The 15799-nt window shown below is 72.7% G+C and carries 17 protein-coding genes; 8 read left to right on the forward strand and 9 right to left on the reverse strand.

Annotation, left to right across the window (positions count from 1 at the left end; all coding sequences use genetic code 11):
• The first annotated feature begins 71 nt into the window (after nucleotides 1–71).
• Nucleotides 72–1964: a hypothetical protein gene (locus tag ACZ4TG_RS01155; RefSeq protein WP_468159211.1), complete on the forward strand. Its 1893-nt coding sequence runs from the start codon at nucleotides 72–74 to the stop codon at nucleotides 1962–1964.
• 31 nt (nucleotides 1965–1995) lie between these two features.
• Here ACZ4TG_RS01155 and ACZ4TG_RS01160 read toward each other — a convergent pair whose 3' ends face one another.
• Nucleotides 1996–3015, reverse strand: a complete 1020-nt coding sequence (locus ACZ4TG_RS01160; protein WP_468159212.1) for a hypothetical protein — start codon at nucleotides 3013–3015, stop codon at nucleotides 1996–1998.
• An 89-nt stretch (nucleotides 3016–3104) separates the two neighbouring features.
• Here ACZ4TG_RS01160 and ACZ4TG_RS01165 point away from each other — a divergent pair, with 89 nt between their 5' ends.
• From ACZ4TG_RS01165 to ACZ4TG_RS01175, 3 genes are all read left to right on the forward strand, one after another.
• Nucleotides 3105–5180: a SpoIIE family protein phosphatase gene (locus ACZ4TG_RS01165; protein ID WP_468159213.1), complete on the forward strand. Its 2076-nt coding sequence runs from the start codon at nucleotides 3105–3107 to the stop codon at nucleotides 5178–5180.
• Nucleotides 5181–5261: 81 nt separating this feature from the next.
• The gene (locus ACZ4TG_RS01170) at nucleotides 5262–5786 is read left to right on the forward strand and encodes an SRPBCC family protein (protein ID WP_468159214.1); all 525 of its coding nucleotides are present in this window, start codon (nucleotides 5262–5264) and stop codon (nucleotides 5784–5786) included.
• Nucleotides 5787–5805: 19 nt separating this feature from the next.
• A complete protein-coding gene (locus tag ACZ4TG_RS01175) occupies nucleotides 5806–6378 on the forward strand; it encodes a putative glycolipid-binding domain-containing protein (protein ID WP_468159215.1) in 573 nt (190 codons plus the stop codon).
• Here ACZ4TG_RS01175 and ACZ4TG_RS01180 read toward each other — a convergent pair.
• Genes ACZ4TG_RS01180 through ACZ4TG_RS01190 form a run of 3 tightly spaced genes read right to left on the reverse strand, consistent with a single transcriptional unit; the run spans nucleotide 6345 to nucleotide 8998 of the window.
• The gene (locus ACZ4TG_RS01180; protein ID WP_468159216.1) at nucleotides 6345–7589 is read right to left on the reverse strand and encodes an amidase; all 1245 of its coding nucleotides are present in this window, start codon (nucleotides 7587–7589) and stop codon (nucleotides 6345–6347) included. The two genes, ACZ4TG_RS01175 and ACZ4TG_RS01180, sit on opposite strands and share 34 nt — an antisense overlap.
• 11 nt (nucleotides 7590–7600) lie before the next feature.
• Nucleotides 7601–8347 carry a YqjF family protein gene (locus ACZ4TG_RS01185; RefSeq protein ID WP_468159217.1) on the reverse strand — a complete coding sequence of 249 codons (747 nt, stop codon included), beginning with the start codon at nucleotides 8345–8347 and terminating at the stop codon, nucleotides 7601–7603.
• Nucleotides 8348–8401: 54 nt separating this feature from the next.
• Nucleotides 8402–8998 (reverse strand): hypothetical protein, encoded by a 597-nt coding sequence (locus ACZ4TG_RS01190; protein ID WP_468159218.1) that lies wholly within the window; start codon nucleotides 8996–8998, stop codon nucleotides 8402–8404.
• Nucleotides 8999–9131: 133 nt separating this feature from the next.
• Here ACZ4TG_RS01190 and ACZ4TG_RS01195 point away from each other — a divergent pair, with 133 nt between their 5' ends.
• Complete coding sequence (locus ACZ4TG_RS01195) at nucleotides 9132–9437, forward strand: hypothetical protein (RefSeq protein ID WP_468159219.1); 306 nt, start codon at nucleotides 9132–9134, stop codon at nucleotides 9435–9437.
• A gap of 64 nt (nucleotides 9438–9501) precedes the next feature.
• Here ACZ4TG_RS01195 and ACZ4TG_RS01200 read toward each other — a convergent pair whose 3' ends face one another.
• A complete protein-coding gene (locus tag ACZ4TG_RS01200) occupies nucleotides 9502–10641 on the reverse strand; it encodes a PP2C family protein-serine/threonine phosphatase (protein WP_468159220.1) in 1140 nt (379 codons plus the stop codon).
• Nucleotides 10642–10908: 267 nt separating this feature from the next.
• Between ACZ4TG_RS01200 and ACZ4TG_RS01205 the strand changes: the two genes are divergently transcribed.
• Together ACZ4TG_RS01205 and ACZ4TG_RS01210 are read left to right on the forward strand one after the other, a co-directional pair.
• On the forward strand, nucleotides 10909–12132 hold the full coding sequence (locus tag ACZ4TG_RS01205; protein WP_468159221.1) for an MFS transporter: 1224 nt from the start codon (nucleotides 10909–10911) through the stop codon (nucleotides 12130–12132).
• An 84-nt stretch (nucleotides 12133–12216) separates the two neighbouring features.
• Complete coding sequence (locus ACZ4TG_RS01210; protein WP_468159222.1) at nucleotides 12217–12480, forward strand: DUF6225 family protein; 264 nt, start codon at nucleotides 12217–12219, stop codon at nucleotides 12478–12480.
• Nucleotides 12481–12543: 63 nt separating this feature from the next.
• On the opposite strand, the gene ACZ4TG_RS01215 is transcribed toward ACZ4TG_RS01210, so the two are convergent.
• Together ACZ4TG_RS01215 and ACZ4TG_RS01220 are read right to left on the reverse strand one after the other, a co-directional pair.
• On the reverse strand, nucleotides 12544–13212 hold the full coding sequence (locus tag ACZ4TG_RS01215; RefSeq protein WP_468159223.1) for a M15 family metallopeptidase: 669 nt from the start codon (nucleotides 13210–13212) through the stop codon (nucleotides 12544–12546).
• A gap of 112 nt (nucleotides 13213–13324) precedes the next feature.
• Nucleotides 13325–14077, reverse strand: coding sequence for an LppU/SCO3897 family protein (locus tag ACZ4TG_RS01220; RefSeq protein ID WP_468159224.1), 753 nt, complete (start codon nucleotides 14075–14077; stop codon nucleotides 13325–13327).
• Between the two features lie 489 nt (nucleotides 14078–14566).
• Between ACZ4TG_RS01220 and ACZ4TG_RS01225 the strand changes: the two genes are divergently transcribed.
• Nucleotides 14567–14953 (forward strand): C40 family peptidase, encoded by a 387-nt coding sequence (locus ACZ4TG_RS01225; protein ID WP_468159225.1) that lies wholly within the window; start codon nucleotides 14567–14569, stop codon nucleotides 14951–14953.
• A 21-nt stretch (nucleotides 14954–14974) separates the two neighbouring features.
• Here ACZ4TG_RS01225 and ACZ4TG_RS01230 read toward each other — a convergent pair whose 3' ends face one another.
• A complete protein-coding gene (locus tag ACZ4TG_RS01230; protein ID WP_468159762.1) occupies nucleotides 14975–15316 on the reverse strand; it encodes a DUF4288 domain-containing protein in 342 nt (113 codons plus the stop codon).
• 42 nt (nucleotides 15317–15358) lie between these two features.
• Entirely contained in the window at nucleotides 15359–15565 is a 207-nt protein-coding gene (locus ACZ4TG_RS01235) for a hypothetical protein (protein WP_468159226.1), read from the reverse strand.
• Between the last annotated feature and the right edge of the window lie 234 nt (nucleotides 15566–15799).

The following is a 15799-nucleotide window of genomic DNA, read 5'->3' on the forward strand; positions in this document are numbered from 1 at the left end:
GCCGTTCGGCTCATCCGGCCGACGGTGGCGCGGTGGGTCGGGGCCACTCGTACGGCCGTAGGGTGTGGATCATGGACGAACGCGCGACGGATGCGGCCCGGCACCTGGTGGAAAAACTGCCCGCGGGGCACGAGGAGATACCCGCCCTGCTGTCCGGGCTGGTTGCGCCGGGCCAACAGGCTTTCTCATGGGCGCGGCTGGGGCCGAAACTGCAGTGGTCCTACGACCCCGAGCTCCTCGAACCCGTCATGGCCTGCCTGTTCGATCTGCTGCCCCGGATGGACCAGCAGCGCCGGGCCGCGGTCCTCACCCTCTTGGCGAGGAAGGCGTGGGCCGCGCACCGGAGGGCGATGGGCCTGGACGGTCCCGGTGTGATGGCCGTGCTGACCGCCGGACAGCCCAAGGCGGCAGCGCTGCTCGACGATCCCGCCGTCGCGGTGCGTTCGTGTGCGGCACGGGTGGTCGCCGAGATCCGTGCCGCCGACCCCGAAGTGCTGGACGCGCTGAGGCGGCAGGCGGCCGTGGAGACCGACCCGGTCGCCTTGGGCCGGCAGCTGCTTGCGGCGGGCGCGCTCCTGGCAGGAACCGGTACGGCCGAGCCCGAGGCATGGCTGCGTCCGTGGCTCCTGCATCCGGTCGCGCACGTGCGGCTGGCCGCCGCGTCGGCGTTGCTGGCCACGGGTGCGGCGGGCCGTTCCGAGGGGGTGGGGGTGAGGGTCGGCGAGGTGATCGCCGGGGCGGGCGTGGCCGGCGCCGCCGACGTCCGCTGGGGACTGCGCGGACCGGCTGCCGGGGAGACGGCGAGTGGCACGGCGGGCTCGGGGGGCACGGCGGGCACGGCAGGCTCGGCGGGCACGGCGGACACGGCGGGCACGGCCGTGGTCGCGGACCGGGATGCGGTCGTGGCGGCCGGGGAGCGGCTTCGCCGATGGCGGCGCCCGCCGGCGGAGGTGTGGGAGCTGGTGGTCGCGGGTCTCGGCCAAGAGGGCCGGGCCGCCTACGCCGCAGGCGACATCCTCGTGAAGAGCGGTGCCGCGTTCGCGCCCTACGCCGACCGACTGGCGCCGTTCCTGGACCGGGAGGACTCGACCGCGGAGGACGCGGGGCGGGCGCTCATCGCCTCGGCTGACCCTCGTGCGCTGCCCTGGTACCTCGGGCAGCTCCCCCACCTGTGGAAGCTCCCCGAGTCGCTGCCCGTGGACTGGGCGCAGGCGCTGCTGCCGGCCGTTCGGGTGCACCTGGGCACGGAGGTCACCGCGTCCCGCGTACCCGCGGTGCTCAGCACCCTCGCCCGGTGGGGTCCGGCCGCCGCGCCCGCGCTCCCGGAGCTGGTCCGGCTGCTCGACACCCCGCACGCGCGACGGGCGGCCGAGGTGCTGGGGCGGATCGGTCCGGCCGCGGGGGCCGCCGGTGAGCTGTTGGCCGGCCTCGCCCGCGGGGACCTTCGCCCGCCGCGGGACGAGCTCGGCACCCACCGCGTGCCGCGGCGCTGGCACGGCGCCCAGACCGCGGCCTGGGCGCACTGGCGCGTAACGGGCGACCCGGACCTCGCGCTGCGTCTGGTCGGCGCGGCCACCCGGGCGGGCTTCGGCCGTCCCGTGCTGAGCCACCTGGCTGACCTGGGCCCGCTGGCGGCCCCGTACACCGATGCCCTGCGGCCGCTGCTGGACTCGCCCGGGGACTGGACGCGGGTCGGCGCGGCCGGGGCCTGGTGGCGGCTGACCGGGGATGCCGAGAGCGCAGTGAGGGTCCTGCTGCCCGAGCTGCGCCCGCTCGCCGACCACGCAGTCACCCCGCTCGTGGTCCGGGCGGTCAGGATCCTGGGCGCGATCGGCCGCCCGGCCGCCGCGGCCGCCCCCGTGCTCACCGCCGTCACCGCCTCGGAACGCCGCTACGGTGGCGACGTCCTCGGCGACGAGGAACTCTGCCGCGCCGCGGAGGAGGCACTGCTCGCGATGCGGTAGCACCGGACCCGCCCGAGGCCCACTCGGACTCTCACAGCTTCTCCTGCGCCAGTTCCCTCGCCAGGGGAAGCATCTCCTTGACCGCGACATTGAACTCGGCGTTGGTCATTTCCACGGCCATGACCTCGAAGTTCAGCCGCAGAGCCTTCATGGCGGCCACCGTCGGGGCAGTGGGCGCACCCCGCAGCACCACCCCGAAGAAGGGTGTCGTCGGGCCGCAGATGCACACCCCGGCCACCAGCGAAGGCGACTGGGGCGCCGGTTCGGGATCGGCGGCCGCCACCGGTGTCCCGCCACCGGCCCGCGTCTCCAGGGCGCGGCGCAGGTTGGTCGCGGCCAGCTTGCCGTGGAAGCCGATCTGCCGGAGCAGTTCGTCGGTGGGGGCGGCGGGCGGCGGTACCGTGCCCGCCGGCTGCCGGGTCAGGGCGTGGAAGACATCGCCGGTGAGGCAGGTCAGCTCGGCCATGGCCGAGCGCAGCTGTCCGTGGCTCTGGAGCAGCTCTCCGGCCCGCCGCTGCCGGGCGGCGGCCTGCTCCAGTTCCTTGGCGCGCTGACGCCGGGCCGCCCCGACGGTGGACAGGGCCGGCTCCAGCCCGGTGGGACCGGGGAGTTCGACGGAGCGTTTGCGGGCGCGGCGCAGCTCCTCCAGGCTCGCGGGAAAGCCAGGCAGCTCGGAGACCGGGGTGAGCTGGGACACGATCTCCAGGCGGCGCAACTGGTGGGCCAGTGCCTCGATGGGCTTCCCGTGCTGCTCCGGGACGTATGTGATGGCCAGCGGGCTGTCGCGCAGCCGCGCCACGGCGTCCTTGATCTCGGTCCCGGCCACCACCGCTTCGGGCGCGGCGCCGTACGCCTCCCGCACGGCGTTCAGTACGGACCGGCGCAGGGGAATCCCCGGTCCGGTGGCCGACTCCTCCACCGGGCCGGCCAGGGCGTCCAGCGCCGCGGCGACCGAGGCGGTCGCCGCGGCGAGCGGGGTACGGGCCGGCCGACAGGGCAGGACCAGCTCCCCTCGGGTCCCGGCGGTCCGGCTCTGCCAGCATTTGTGCACTTCTCCAAATGATCGGATCGTGGAATCCGAGGAGGAGGTGTCCAGCCGGGTGCTGATCTCCGTTCGGTCCGAGAGGAAGCGTGCGCCGGATGAACGAGCAGGTACCGATCGGTGAGCTGATCAGCGGGGCTGCTCAGGACGCCGGCGGGTGGCTGGGCACCCTGCTGGTGGCGCAGCTGGCCACCGGTGCCGACGGGACGATCGTCCGCTGGAACAGCGCGGCCCAGGAGCTCCTCGGGTACACCCCGCCGCAGATCGTGGGGCGGCACATCTCGGACCTGCTGCACCCGGGGGCCGACCGGAGCCTGGGCCGGTCCCTGTGGGAGAGCGCGGCGAACGGGCGGGGGGTCATGGGCACGGTGACCGCGTGGCACCGCGAGGGGCACCCCCTGGAGGTGGAGATCTGGGCCTGTCCCGTGTCCGGGCAGTGGCACCGCGCCTCGGCGGTGCTCGTCTTCGCCGTCGACGCGCACGCGGCGCGCCGGATCCGGGGGTCGTCGGCCGTCTGGGACGGGCTGTTCGCCCGTTCGCCGGTCGGGATCGCCGTCCTCGACACCCAGCTGCGGTTCCTCCAGGTCAACCCGGCTCTCGAGGCGATGAACGGGCTGCCGGAGTCCGCGCACCTGGGCCGGCGCCTGGCGCAGGTGCTGCCCGAGGTCAACGCGGGCGAGATGGAGGACGCGATGCGGCAGGTCCTGGCGACCGGGCACCCGGTCCTGGACCGCCGCCGGGTGGGCCGGACACCGGCGGATCACGAGCACGACCGGGTGTGGTCCTGCTCCTACGTGCGCGTGGAGGACCCGAGCGGGCAGCCGATCGGCGTCATCGCTTCGCTCCTGGACATCACCGAGCAGCAGCGCGCCCACACCGAGGCGGAGGCCGGCCGCCGCAGACTCGCGCTGCTCAGCGAGGCCAGCGTCCGGATCGGCTCCAGCCTCGAGCTGGAGCGCACCGCCCAGGAACTGGCCGGTGTGGCCGTTCCGTACCTGGCCGACGCCGTGTCCGTCGACGTGCTGGAGACCCTCGCCGTCGGAGACGAGCCCGGCCCCGGGCTCGCCGGGGGCGTCGCCCTGCGGCGCGTGGGCAAGGCCCCGCTGACCGGCACGCCCGTCACCGAACTCCTCGCCCCGCTGGGCAGAACCCTGACCTTCCCGCTCGGCGCCCCGTACACCCAGGCTCTCGCCGACCGCCAGCCCTTCCTGATCCCCCATCTGGACGAGCAGTCCGTCGCCCCCGCCGCCCGCCACACGAGCAAGCCGGCCGAAATCCTGGCCGTGGGCGTGCACTCGTTCATGATGGCCCCGCTCGTCGCACGGGACATGGTGATCGGCTTCGCCACCTTCTACCGCACCCGCCCCATCGGCCCCTTCAGCTCCGATGACGTCACCCTCGCAGGCGAACTCACCGCCCGCGCCGCGATCAGCATCGACAACGCACGCCTCTACCACCGCGAGCACGAGACCGCGGTCATCCTCCAGCGCAGCATGCTGCCCCAGCACATCACCCCGCCGGCCGGCCTCACCATCGCCCACCGCTACCTGCCCGCCAGCGACGTCAACGAGGTCGGCGGCGACTGGTACGACGTCGTGCACCTGGCCGACGGCAAGGCCGCCCTCCTCATCGGGGACGTCATGGGACACGGCACCGGCGCCGCCGCCGTCATGGGACGGCTGTCCGCCACCGTGCGCGCCCTGGCGCGCCTGAGCCTCTCCCCCACCGAGCTCCTGAACCAGCTCGAAGCCACCCTCGCGGACCTGGCCGAACCCATGCTCGCGACCTTCCTGTACGTCGTCTGCGACCCCGCCACCGGTCAGTGCACCCTCACCCGCGCCGGCCACCCGCCGCCGGCCGCGGTACTGCCGGACGGCACCGTGCGCCTGCTGGCCACGCCGCCCGGTGTCCCCCTGGGCGTGGGCGGCGTCGAGTTCACCACCACGGACATCACCCTGCCGCCCGGCAGCATCCTCGTCCTCTACACCGACGGCCTCATCGAATCCCGCGACAGCGACATCGACGAACGCCTCGCCGAACTCATCCGCCTCCTCACCCACCCCCAGCAATCGCTGGACCAGCTGTGCGACTCCCTGATCTCCCAGCTGATCCCGGCCTCGGCCGACGACGACATCGCCCTGCTGACCGCCCGCATCGGCGCCCGCACGCGTTGACGCCCGTCCGAGGGCCGCCGGGGCCCCTCGCCCATCCTTACTACCAGGCGGTAACCTCAGGCCTCCAAGGATGGGAGTCCCATGGCCCGCACGCTCAGCGTCTCCGACAGCATCACCATCGAAGCCACCCCGTCGACGGTCTACCGGCACGTCTGCGATCCCTCGCTCATGGGCCGTTGGAGCCCCGAGAACCTCGGCGCGACCCTCGGCGGCGCGCCCGGCCCGGCCCGCGTGGGGACGGTTTTCGACGGCCACAACAGGCGGGGTTCCTTCCGCTGGACCACCCGGTGCACCGTGACCGCAGCCGATCAGGACGAGCTGTTCCGCTTCCGGGTCCACGCGATAGGCCTCAAGCAGCCACGGCTGAAGGGACCCATCGCGACCTGGGAGTACCGGTTCGAGGCGGTCCCGGAGGGCACGCGGGTGACGGAGACGTGGACCGACGACCGCCGCTCGTGGCCCGACTTCGTCGCGAACACCTTCGACAGGATCGCGACCCGCGGCCACACCTTCGCCGTGTTCCAGCGCCGCAACATCCGGACCACCCTGGCCAATCTCAAGGCCGCCATGGAATCCGCCTCCACGACACCGAGGTCCGGGCCGTAACCTGCGCGAAGATCGCCCCATGGATGATTCCGCACACTTCACCCGCACCTGGCGGGTATCGGCCGGACAGGGGTACGACACCGTCTGGGGGCAGTTCGCGTCGGACCGCCTCCAGGCGCGGGGGCGGGCCGTCGCGCTGGAGAACGGCCCGTACTGGGTGACGTACCGGCTCGCCACCGGCCCCCGCTACGTCACACGCGCCCTCCACGTCACCGTCGACGGCCCCGGCCCCACCACGCGCGAGCTCGACCTGCGCCGGGACGACGAAGGGCGCTGGACCGTGGACGGGGCGCCACGCGCCAAGTTCGACGGCGCCCTCGACTGCGACCTGGGGCTGTGCCCCCTCACCAACACGATGCCCGTACTGCGGCACGGCCTCCACCTGGGCCAAGAGGGCGCCCCGGCGCAGCAGTTCCTCATGGCCTGGGTGTCCGTGCCCGACCTCGTCGTGACCGCGTCGGCGCAGTCCTACACCCCGCTGGGCGGTCACCGGGTGCGCTACTCCTCCGGCTCCTTCACCAGCGACCTGCTCTTCGACGCCACCGGACTCGTCCTCGACTACCCGGGCCTGGCGACCGGCTTGGACATCTGACGGAGCCCGGCCCGGACCCTCGGCCGGCAGGCTTCGGCGGCCAGGGCGACGGACAGGAGGTCGGCCTCCCGGCCGTGGCGGGCGACCAGCTGGAGCCCGACGGGCTCGCCCGCCGGGGTGAGACCGGCCGGGATGCTGATGGCCGGGTTGCCGCTGATGTTGAACGCCCAGGTCAGAGCCACGCTCAGGGTCTCGCCCGGACCGTCGTGGCCGTGCGGCACGTTGGGGGTGGTCGGCGTCGCCAGGAGGTCGGCCTCCGCGAAGACGCGGTCGAGGGCGCGTGCGAGGGCGGCTCGGGTCCGTACGACGAGGTCCGTGTCCGCCGCCGAGTGCCCGCGCAGGCTCCGCCAGCACTCGGCGGGGTCCGTGAGGCGGACCGGAACACCGGTGACGTCGACCGCACCCGCGCGGCACAGCACGCCGAGGTGGGCCTGCGCGGTCGCCGCGACCGCGGGCTCGGTCCCGGCGAAGCCCAGCGTCGGCGACCAGGCCGTCCGTACGGGTCGTGCGGGCGCCGCGAGCGTACGGGACCGCGTGGTCCCGGCGAGCGCGTCCAGGTACGCGGCGGCGTCCCGGACGTGGCGGGCCAGCGGGCCGGCGATGTTCAGGCCCGCCCTGTCCCTGGCGGGTACCAGCCCGTTGGTCGGCTTGAGTCCGACGACCCCGCACCAGGCCGCGGGGATGCGCACCGACCCTGCCCCGTCGCTCCCGGTGGCCAGCGGCACCATCCCGGCGGCCACCGCCACGGCCGAACCCGCGCTGGAGCCGCCCGGGCTCCAGCGTGCGTCGAGCGGGTTGAGGGTGGCGCCGCGGCCGGTGGTGCCCCAGGTCTGCCAGCGGGTTCCCGGGCCGGGGGTCGAGGTCGCGCCCACGGGCACGCAGCCGGCCGCGACCAGCCGGGCGCTCTGGAGGGAGTCCAGCCCCTCGGTGTCCTTGACCGCCAAGGGCACCCCGGCCAACGGCAACCGCTCCCCCTGCCGGACCCGACGGTCGACCATGTCCGCCTGTTCGACGGCCACTTGCGGCCAGACTTCGCTGAAGGCACGCAGACCCGCGTCGTCGCGGAAGATCCGGGCCAGGGCGGCCGAGGCCACTGCGCGCGCCGACAGTCGACCGGCGTTGACCCCGGCCGCGATCGAGCAGGCCGACAGCCCGCGGTAGTCGTCGGGGGTGATGCCGTGCGCGTGCGAGATCGCCCCGTCCCCGCTCACCCGGTCACCGGTCACCGGTCACCGAAGCGGGTCGGACGCCCGAAGCGGACGGGCACCCCTGTCGAGTACAGGACGCTGACCGGGTCCCCGGCCGGCGCGGGGAGTCCTGCCGCGGCGATCAGGTTCTCCCGGCACTCGAGCAGCTCCCCGCGGCGCAGCGGCCAGCGCGGGTGGGTGTTGGGCACCTGGAGCGTGCCGCCGTGGAAGCCGTTGTGCAGGCACCAGCGGGCCGTCAGGAAGTGCTCCAGCTCCGTCGGCTCCTCGATCGGCTCGCCGACCCGGACGGTGATCCGCGAGTGGGCTCCGCGAGGGCCGGGCCATCTGCGCGTGCCCGTGTACGTGACGAGGTCACCGGTGCGCGCGACGGACATGCGCGACCACTGGTAGGCGAGCCGGAACGCCGTACGCCCCACCAGCACCGAGACGAGGCGCGAGGCGTCCAGCGAGCGGAAGACGACGCCCCGGCGCCCCTGCGGGTCCACCGAGTACAGCCGGACGTTCGTCTCCGGGAAGGATCCGAGGTACGGCACTCCGGGCAGCCCCAGCCAGCCCACGCGGTCCATGCGGAAGGCGATGAGGCCGACGTACGTGACGCCGTCGAGGGTGTCGGGCACCGTCCCCGCGGGCAGCAACGGGGCCACGTCCGCCGGATCGGCCGCCCAGTGCAGGAACACGAGGTCGAGCCAGGACTGCGTCAGGAGGGCACGCGAGACGGAGAAGGGCGGCTCGACACTGATCGGTTCAGGTGAGAACGGCACCTCGCCATTCTCACAGGCCGACCCCGGCCCCGCTCCCCCGCCCGGCGGTTCAGGTCAGTTGGCGACGGGCCACTCCAGCGGCTCCTTGTAGAAGCCCTGCGTCAGCTCCACCGCGGCCGCCTTCTGGCCCTCCGGGATGAGGAAGGCGGTGCAGATCTGCTCCGACTGGCCCGGGCTCAGCTGCTTGGCGGTGTCCACCGACGGGCAGTTGGGCCACTTCGCCGAACCCATCAGGACGAAGAGGGCGCGGGTGCGCTGGCCCTTGTCCGTCCTGAGGACGAGGTTGCCGTCCATGTCCCCGACCTCCATGGCCGGGCCGCTCTTGTGGGTGAGCGTCGACCAGACGTAGACCGGGACCTGCGGGCCCTCCTTGTCGTCCTTCTTCAGTCCGGAGTTGTCCATGTCGGCCGTGGTACCGGTCTCCGCCTTGGTGGGCGTGACCGTGAACTTGGCACCCGAGGACTTCTGCATGGTGCTTTCCTGCGGCGGGCTGGCCTCGCCCAGACGGAAGGTCTTCTTCTCGCCCGAAGCGGCGGAACCGGCGCCGCCCCGCTTCGGCTTCCCCGAACCCGGGTCGTTGCAGCCGGTCAGTGCCAGGGCAAGCGCCAGGGCACCCACCGCCGCCGGAACGGCACGAGTCGACGTACGCATCTCTTCCTCACTTCTCCCACAACCGGAACTTATGTATTGCTTATGATCCTGCCAGAGCGAGATCGTCCACCCGCAGGGCGGGTTGACCGTCGAGCTCCGACCCGCCGCCGGGCGGCGTGTATCTTTGCCAAACATGGACACGACAGCGGAAAAGCCTCCGGAGGACCTCGACACGCGGCCGGAGAAGCCCGGTTGGACCGTCGTGAGCCTGCTCGGTGCGGGCTTCTTCGCCTCGGTCCGTCTCGGCGGAACGGACGGCTGGTGGACGGTTCTGTGGACCCCGCTGCTGGTCCTCGCGCTCATCGCCCTCTCGTACGAGTGGACGGTGCTGGTCCGGGCCCGCTTCCGGATGGGCATCTGGGAATGGGTCACCATGTTCACCTCGCACGTGGCCGTCCTCTTCGGCGGGGCCGTCGCCCTGGGCCTGGTCCACCTCTGACCTGCTCGGCCGTCGTATCGCTCGCCCCGGCCCGATCGCGCTGACCATCCGGAGCGACGGCGGATCACGCCTGTGGCGGCCGGTGCCGGACGCGGGCGGCGAGTACGGCGACGTCGTCCTCGGCGTGCCGGGCGTCCAGGCCCACCACCACGGCGTCCACCAGCTCCCCGACCCCCGCGCCCGTCGGCGGCCGCAGCCCGGCCAGCCGGGCCAGCGAGACGTCGATGTCCTCGCCCCGCCGCTCCACGAGCCCGTCGGTGAACATCAGCAGGGTCTCCTCGGGGGTGAGGGTCCGGCTGACGGCCTCGTAGCCGCCGAGCCCGGTGCCCAGCGGGGGCCCGACCGGAACGTCGACGAGGACGGCCGAGCCGTCCGCCCCGAACACGGCCGGCGGCAGATGGCCGGCACTGGCGAACATCGCGACCCCGCGCGCGGGGTCGATGCGGACCAGCAGGCAGGTGGCCGGCCGGCGGGCCGCGTCCTCGGCGACCAGTGCGTCCAGCTGGCGCAGCACCCGGTGCGGGGCGAGATCCGTCGAGGCCACGTCGCGCAGCGTGGACCGGTACGCGTTCATGTCCACCGCGGCATCGAGTCCGTGGCCCATCACGTCCCCGACCACCAGCAGGGTGCGGCCGAAGTGGAGCCGGACCGTCTCGAACCAGTCGCCTCCCACCAGTGCCCGCGGGCCGACCGGCAGATAGCGGCTGGCCATCTCCAGATTGGGATGCGGCCGGCCCGGCTCCGACACCAGCGCCCGCTGGAGGTTCGACACCGTCTCCTCGACGGCGGCCAGCTGTCGGGCATGGGCCAGGTGCATCGCGGCGAGCCGGGCCGTGAAGTGGATCGTCGCCGCCTCGTGGTCGCTGAAGCCGTCCCGGGCCCGTACGGCGAGCAGCACGCCGTGGACCCGGTCCCTGGCCAGCAGCGGCACGGAAACGAGGTGCACGGGGACTCCGCCGGAGACCACCGCCCACTCGGCGAGGGGGTGCCCGCCGTCCATCGCACGTACCGACCCGGGCTCCCCCGCGCTGGCGGTCAGCAGCCCGACGGCCCCTGCCGTGGCCTGCCGGGTCAGCCCGCCGTCCGCGGCCCGCAGGTCCACGGCGGCCGCGTCGCACAGGGCCCTGACCAGGAAAGCGGCCAGTTCCTCACAGGTGGTGGTCGCGTCGGGGGTCGTCCCGATCTCCTCGGCCGCGGCTTCCATCGCCCGGAGCCTCGCGAGCAGCGCGCCATGTCCCCCGGCCGGCCCGTGGGGCCTCCCGTCATGCTCCGCCACGTCACACTCCCCGGCCCGCGCAGTCGAAGAAGCCATTGCACCAGCAGCACCCGTCAGCCGAGCGCGCGCCGCGCTCCCGCCCCACCGGTGGATCGTGGCCGAGCCGGACCGGTGTGGGTCGGGGACGGCCGAATGCTATGATCATCTGGCTGGCCTTCGGCGTCTCCCATCCGTGGATGTCCGGAGGCTTTTTTTATGACATCCGACGCCCCCGCGCCCAGTGCGCCTGCCACCGCCACCTACCGCACTCTGCTCCGCAACCCCGAATTCGCCGGCCTGTACGCGAGCTTCACGCTGACCGTCGCCTCCGGCACCTTGTCGGGCTTCGCGCTCGGCACCCTGGTCGACCGGCAGACCCACTCACCATTCCTGACGGCCGTGAGCATGTACGGCGCGACGTTCGCGGCGGTGCTCGGGGCGCTGACGCTGATGTCGGTCGCGGACGGACGCCGCCCGCGCCGCACCATCCTCGTGCTCCAGTGCCTGTCGCTGGCGGGCATCGCCGCGCAGGCGCTACCGGGGCTGCCGCTGGCCGTGCGTTTCGGTCTGCTCCTGGTGCTGGGGTTCTTCCAGTCCCTGGGGACGGGCACGCGGATGGGGGTGCTCGCCGAGGTGGTGCCGGACTCCGCCTACGCGCTGGCCCGTTCGCTGATGAACATCACCTCCGGCGGCATGGCGATCGCCGGATTCGCCGTCGGCGCCGTGCTGCTGCGGCACATCGGCCCGCGAGAGGTCTTCCTCGTCTCCGCGGTCCTGACGGGACTCGGACTGGTCGTGGTGGCGGCCACCGTCCGGGAGCACTCCGTCCGGCTGACCCCTCGCCCCGGGCTGCGCCAGACCTGGACGACGAACCGCGCGCTCTTCTCCCGGTCCGGCCAGCGGGCCCTCCTGCTGAACCTGTGGGTCCCCAACGGCCTGATCGTCGGCTGCGAGGCCCTGTTCATCTCCTACGACCCCGGCCACGCGGGCACCCTCCTGGCCGCCGGTTCGGCAGGCATGCTCATCGGCGACCTGACCGTCGGCCGGCTGCTCGGAGCCGACCAGCGGCGGCGCTACGCGTTCGCCCTCCGGCTGCTGCTCGCCGCCCCGTACGTGCTGTTCGCGTTCCACCCGCCCCACTGGCTCGCGGCGGTCGCGGTGTTCGCCGCCAGTGCCGGGTTCGCCGCCACCCTGCCCCTGCAGGAGCAGCTGCTCGAACTGACCCCGGATCCGGTCCGCGGCCAGGTCCAGGGTGTCGAGGCCGCCGGCAGGATGACCTGGCAGGGCCTCGGGGCCGCGATCGCCGGAGGCACCGCCCAGTACCTCGGCTCCGGTGCGGCGATCGCCGGGGTCGCCGCGGTGTCCGTCGCCCTCACCGTGGCCACCCGGCCGTGGGTCGCCCGTGCCCGGACCATAACGGTCGAAAAGGTGGGTGCATAACGGCAGCAATCAGGTGCAAGCTCCGTACGCCGACTCGGCGCGGCGATGCGCACGGCGCCGCACCACCGCTACTACCCTCGACGCATGGCAGAGACGTTCGAGCACACGCCCCAGGTCTGGACGGCGGGGCAGTTGCGCTCCGCCCTCGTCGGCCTTCCCGACAACACCCCGATCCACGTCGGCGTCGCAGACGCGCCGGGCGACTTCGACGGGTACAACGAGTTCGTACTGGTGGACGCGGAGCCCGTCGAGATGGACCTCTCCGGCACCGACGGTCCGGCTTCGGAGATCCAGTTCACCCTCTTCGCCGACGCCAAGGCCGGCGTGTACTACCTCGACCTGGACTGACCGCCGACGAAGCGGGCCGGGGTCACCCGGCCCGCACGGTCATTCGACGGGCTGCGGCTGCCGCTAGCGGCCGGCCTCGGAGAAGTGCTGGTAGTCCGGGTTGCTCCAGCGCCCGCCCCAGTGCCACCCGATCTCCTGGAAGGCGCGGCTGAGGGCGTCCCCCGGGCGGATCAGGCCGGGGGTGGCGCGGGCGCGGTCGAGGTGCGCGCGGGCCGCCGGTGGACGTACGGCGCCGTTGCGGTCGACGTACGGGTTCTCGACGGGGTTGATGTCGACCGCGTCGCCGTAGGAGTGCCGGGAGAGGCGGCTGGGGTCGCCGGTGACCTGGCGGCAGTTGAACGCCGAGGTGTTGTCGGCGGCCATCGAGGCGTCGTCGTCACCGCCGTATTCGGCCGTCACCCGCATCCGCCGGATCGGGAACCTGGCCTCGAAGGCCTTCCCGAAGACGTGCAGGAGCGGGCGGACCACCCGGTGGTGGACGACCAGTTCACCCTGGTGGACCTTCCCGTCGAAGCCCCAGTGGTTCATCCGGATCAGCCGCAGCTGGTCGGGCGGCACCGGGCAGCCCGGCCGGTGAGTGGCGCCCAGTTCGGCCGGGGACACGGCGGTGACACGGGTGGCGAGTTCCGGGCGCGGGGCCTGAAGGCGAAGCCCGGGCGGTGACGCCGTGCAGGACAGGGCCGTGGTGCACAGCAGGGCGACCGCTGCCACGACGGCGGTGGTGTGGCGCACCGGATCACCGTAGGCCGCACGCTTCGGCCCTGGGTGTCCGCCACGCGGAACGCGGCCCGGCCCGGCGCCGGAAAGGCCCCGCGGCCGGCCGCTCCCGGCCGCTCCCGCCTGGTCATCCGCGGGCGTACGACCCGATGCCGACGAGGCAGTACACGTACTCGTTGATGGGGATGCCGTTGCGGGTGTAGCGGTAGGAGAACGCGTACTCCGTCTTGGGGTTGTCCTCGCAGCGGTTCAGGTCCGAGGTCAGCGGGATGCTCTCGATGACCCGGTAGTGCGCGTCGGAGGCCGAGCAGGAGACCTCCTCCACGCCGGTGACCCGCTGCGCCGTCGTGGAGTCCGGCAGGGTGCCGTTGAGGCAGGTCCCCCGGTCGAACGGGCTGGGGGCCGCCTGGGAGGGCGAGGCGACCGGATCGGGCGCGGTGTCGGTCGTGGTGCCGGTGGGGGTGTCCGCCGGGGGCGGGGCCGGGGCGGGCGACCAGGTGCTGGGCGAGGGCGTGGGCGTCGGGGTGGCGGAGGAGGCGGAGGAGGCGGAGGAGGCGGTACCGCCTCGGTCGTCGTCGTTCCCGCTGTTCAGCAGGACGAGGCCGACGACCACCGCGGCGAGGACCCCGAGGGCCACCAGCCACCCCCGTGCGCGTGACGGCCCCGCGGGCCGGGGCTGCGCCGGGGTCGCGCCTGTTGCGGGGGCCACCCGGATGCGCAGGAGTACCTGGGCGTCGCCGACGCGGGCCTGGACGAGGTCGCCGTCCTTGCAGGACGGGATCCTCAGGCGGGCGGGGCCGGTCGGCAGGGTCGCCGTGAGGATCACTCCGAAGGCAGCTTGCTGCGGGGTGAGCGTGATGGGGATCTCTTGCGACGACACCGGCTCTCCAATGGGGTGTGGTGGTGCGGACGCTGCCTGACCAAGCCCCACGGATTGTCCCCGGTGCGCGCCGGGGACGCAGCCATTCCGCCGGATGGACCGCTCGGAGATCCTTGCGCCGGATCACCCGCGTCCCCGGCCGGACGGCCTTGCGGCGCTCGTCTGTTGAGCCCGCGCCACCCTCACCCCTCCGCCTTGGCGCACCATATTCAATTCATACCATCTCGGGTTCTTTTGCTTAACCTAGACGTTTCTTCCCGTGTCCCATTGCCGGAAAAACATCCACTTCGGGGATAACTTGTCCGTCATCGAGAGCCGTTACGCATGTCGTCGAGAACAGCATTTCCAGGAGCTGTTCCTTTCCCTAATGCGGAGGTATCACGATTGCTCCACTCCAGAACGGATCACCAAGAGCCCGCGAAAAACCGACGGAAGACCCGGCGACTCTCCACTCCCGCCGCCCTCCTCCTCATAATCTCTCTGGCCACCGTGACGGCCCGCGCCACACCCGCCGAGGCGGCTTCACCGTACGGCGCCAAAGCCGTCAAGATCGCCGCTTCCAAACGAGGGGCGCCCTACGCCTACGGCGCGACGGGGCCCAAGAAGTTCGATTGCTCCGGCCTCACGCTGTACGCCTTCCGCGAGGCCGGACGGGTGCTTCCCCGTACCGCCGATGAGCAGTACGCGAGCACACACCACATTTCACGGTCCCAGCGCACGCCGGGTGATCTGGTCTTCTTCCCCACCGGCGCGACCATAGGCCACGTGGGCATCTACGCCGGTCAGGACAGGATCTGGCACGCTCCACGGCCCGGCACCCGCGTACGGCTCGAGCGGATCTGGACCGGAGACGCCCGCTACACCCGCGCCAACTGAGCATCCGCGGCTCCGCGAGGGTCAGAGTTCCTCGCCCGACAACAGCGGTTCGAACGCCGCATAGGCGGCATGGTTTCGAAAGTGCCTGGTGTAGAGGTCTGTTCCGTCGCCGAGGCGGTCTTCGGCCACCTCGGCGACATCGACAATTCCCCGGAACGCCCAATTGATCAGGGCGCCGCTCTCGTTCCGGTAGCTCGTTTCGAGGCCCCGGACATGAGCCTGGGCCTTTTCCCTGGCCTCATTCTCGGATCCGGCGGTCAGCAGGAAGAAGGATTCCTGGTAGAGGGGCGCCTGACCGCCGCCCTCGGCCGTGGCGACACACAGTTGTTGGCGATCTCGCCCAGGCTGTCGCGCGTCGTACAGGCGTCGAACCGCCGTGCAGGAGCTGCCGCTTCGGTTCCCGCCTCAGCAGCTCACGAACTTGCCGTAGGCGATCCAGACTTCACCCTTGCTGTTGATGCCCACCTCACCCGTCCTGTGCAGTCCGGTGTACTTGCCCCGGTACTTGCGGAGCTGCCCGAACTGCGACTCCAGGGACAGGTACGGCGAGTCGGGCCGCCAGTCGCCCGAGAACTCGGCGCTGCCCCGAACGCCGTTCCGATGTTGCGGCAATCCGCCCGTTCGACGCCGACGGGGCGCAGCGTCGCGGCCGATACCTGCCCGGTCGACGCCGTCGCGGCAGCCAGCAGATTCACCGCCACCAGCATCAGTGCACGGGCCGCCTTCTTGGTTTCCGCCGGGGTGTCGCGCCGCGCTCAAGCCCCTTCCCCGCCAAACGTGGACCTGATTCACGTACGGATCTCGGCCAACGTCACCGAACACCCCAGAGCGACCCCCACAGTGACG

This window comes from Streptomyces sp. NPDC028314 (genome assembly GCF_055565795.1).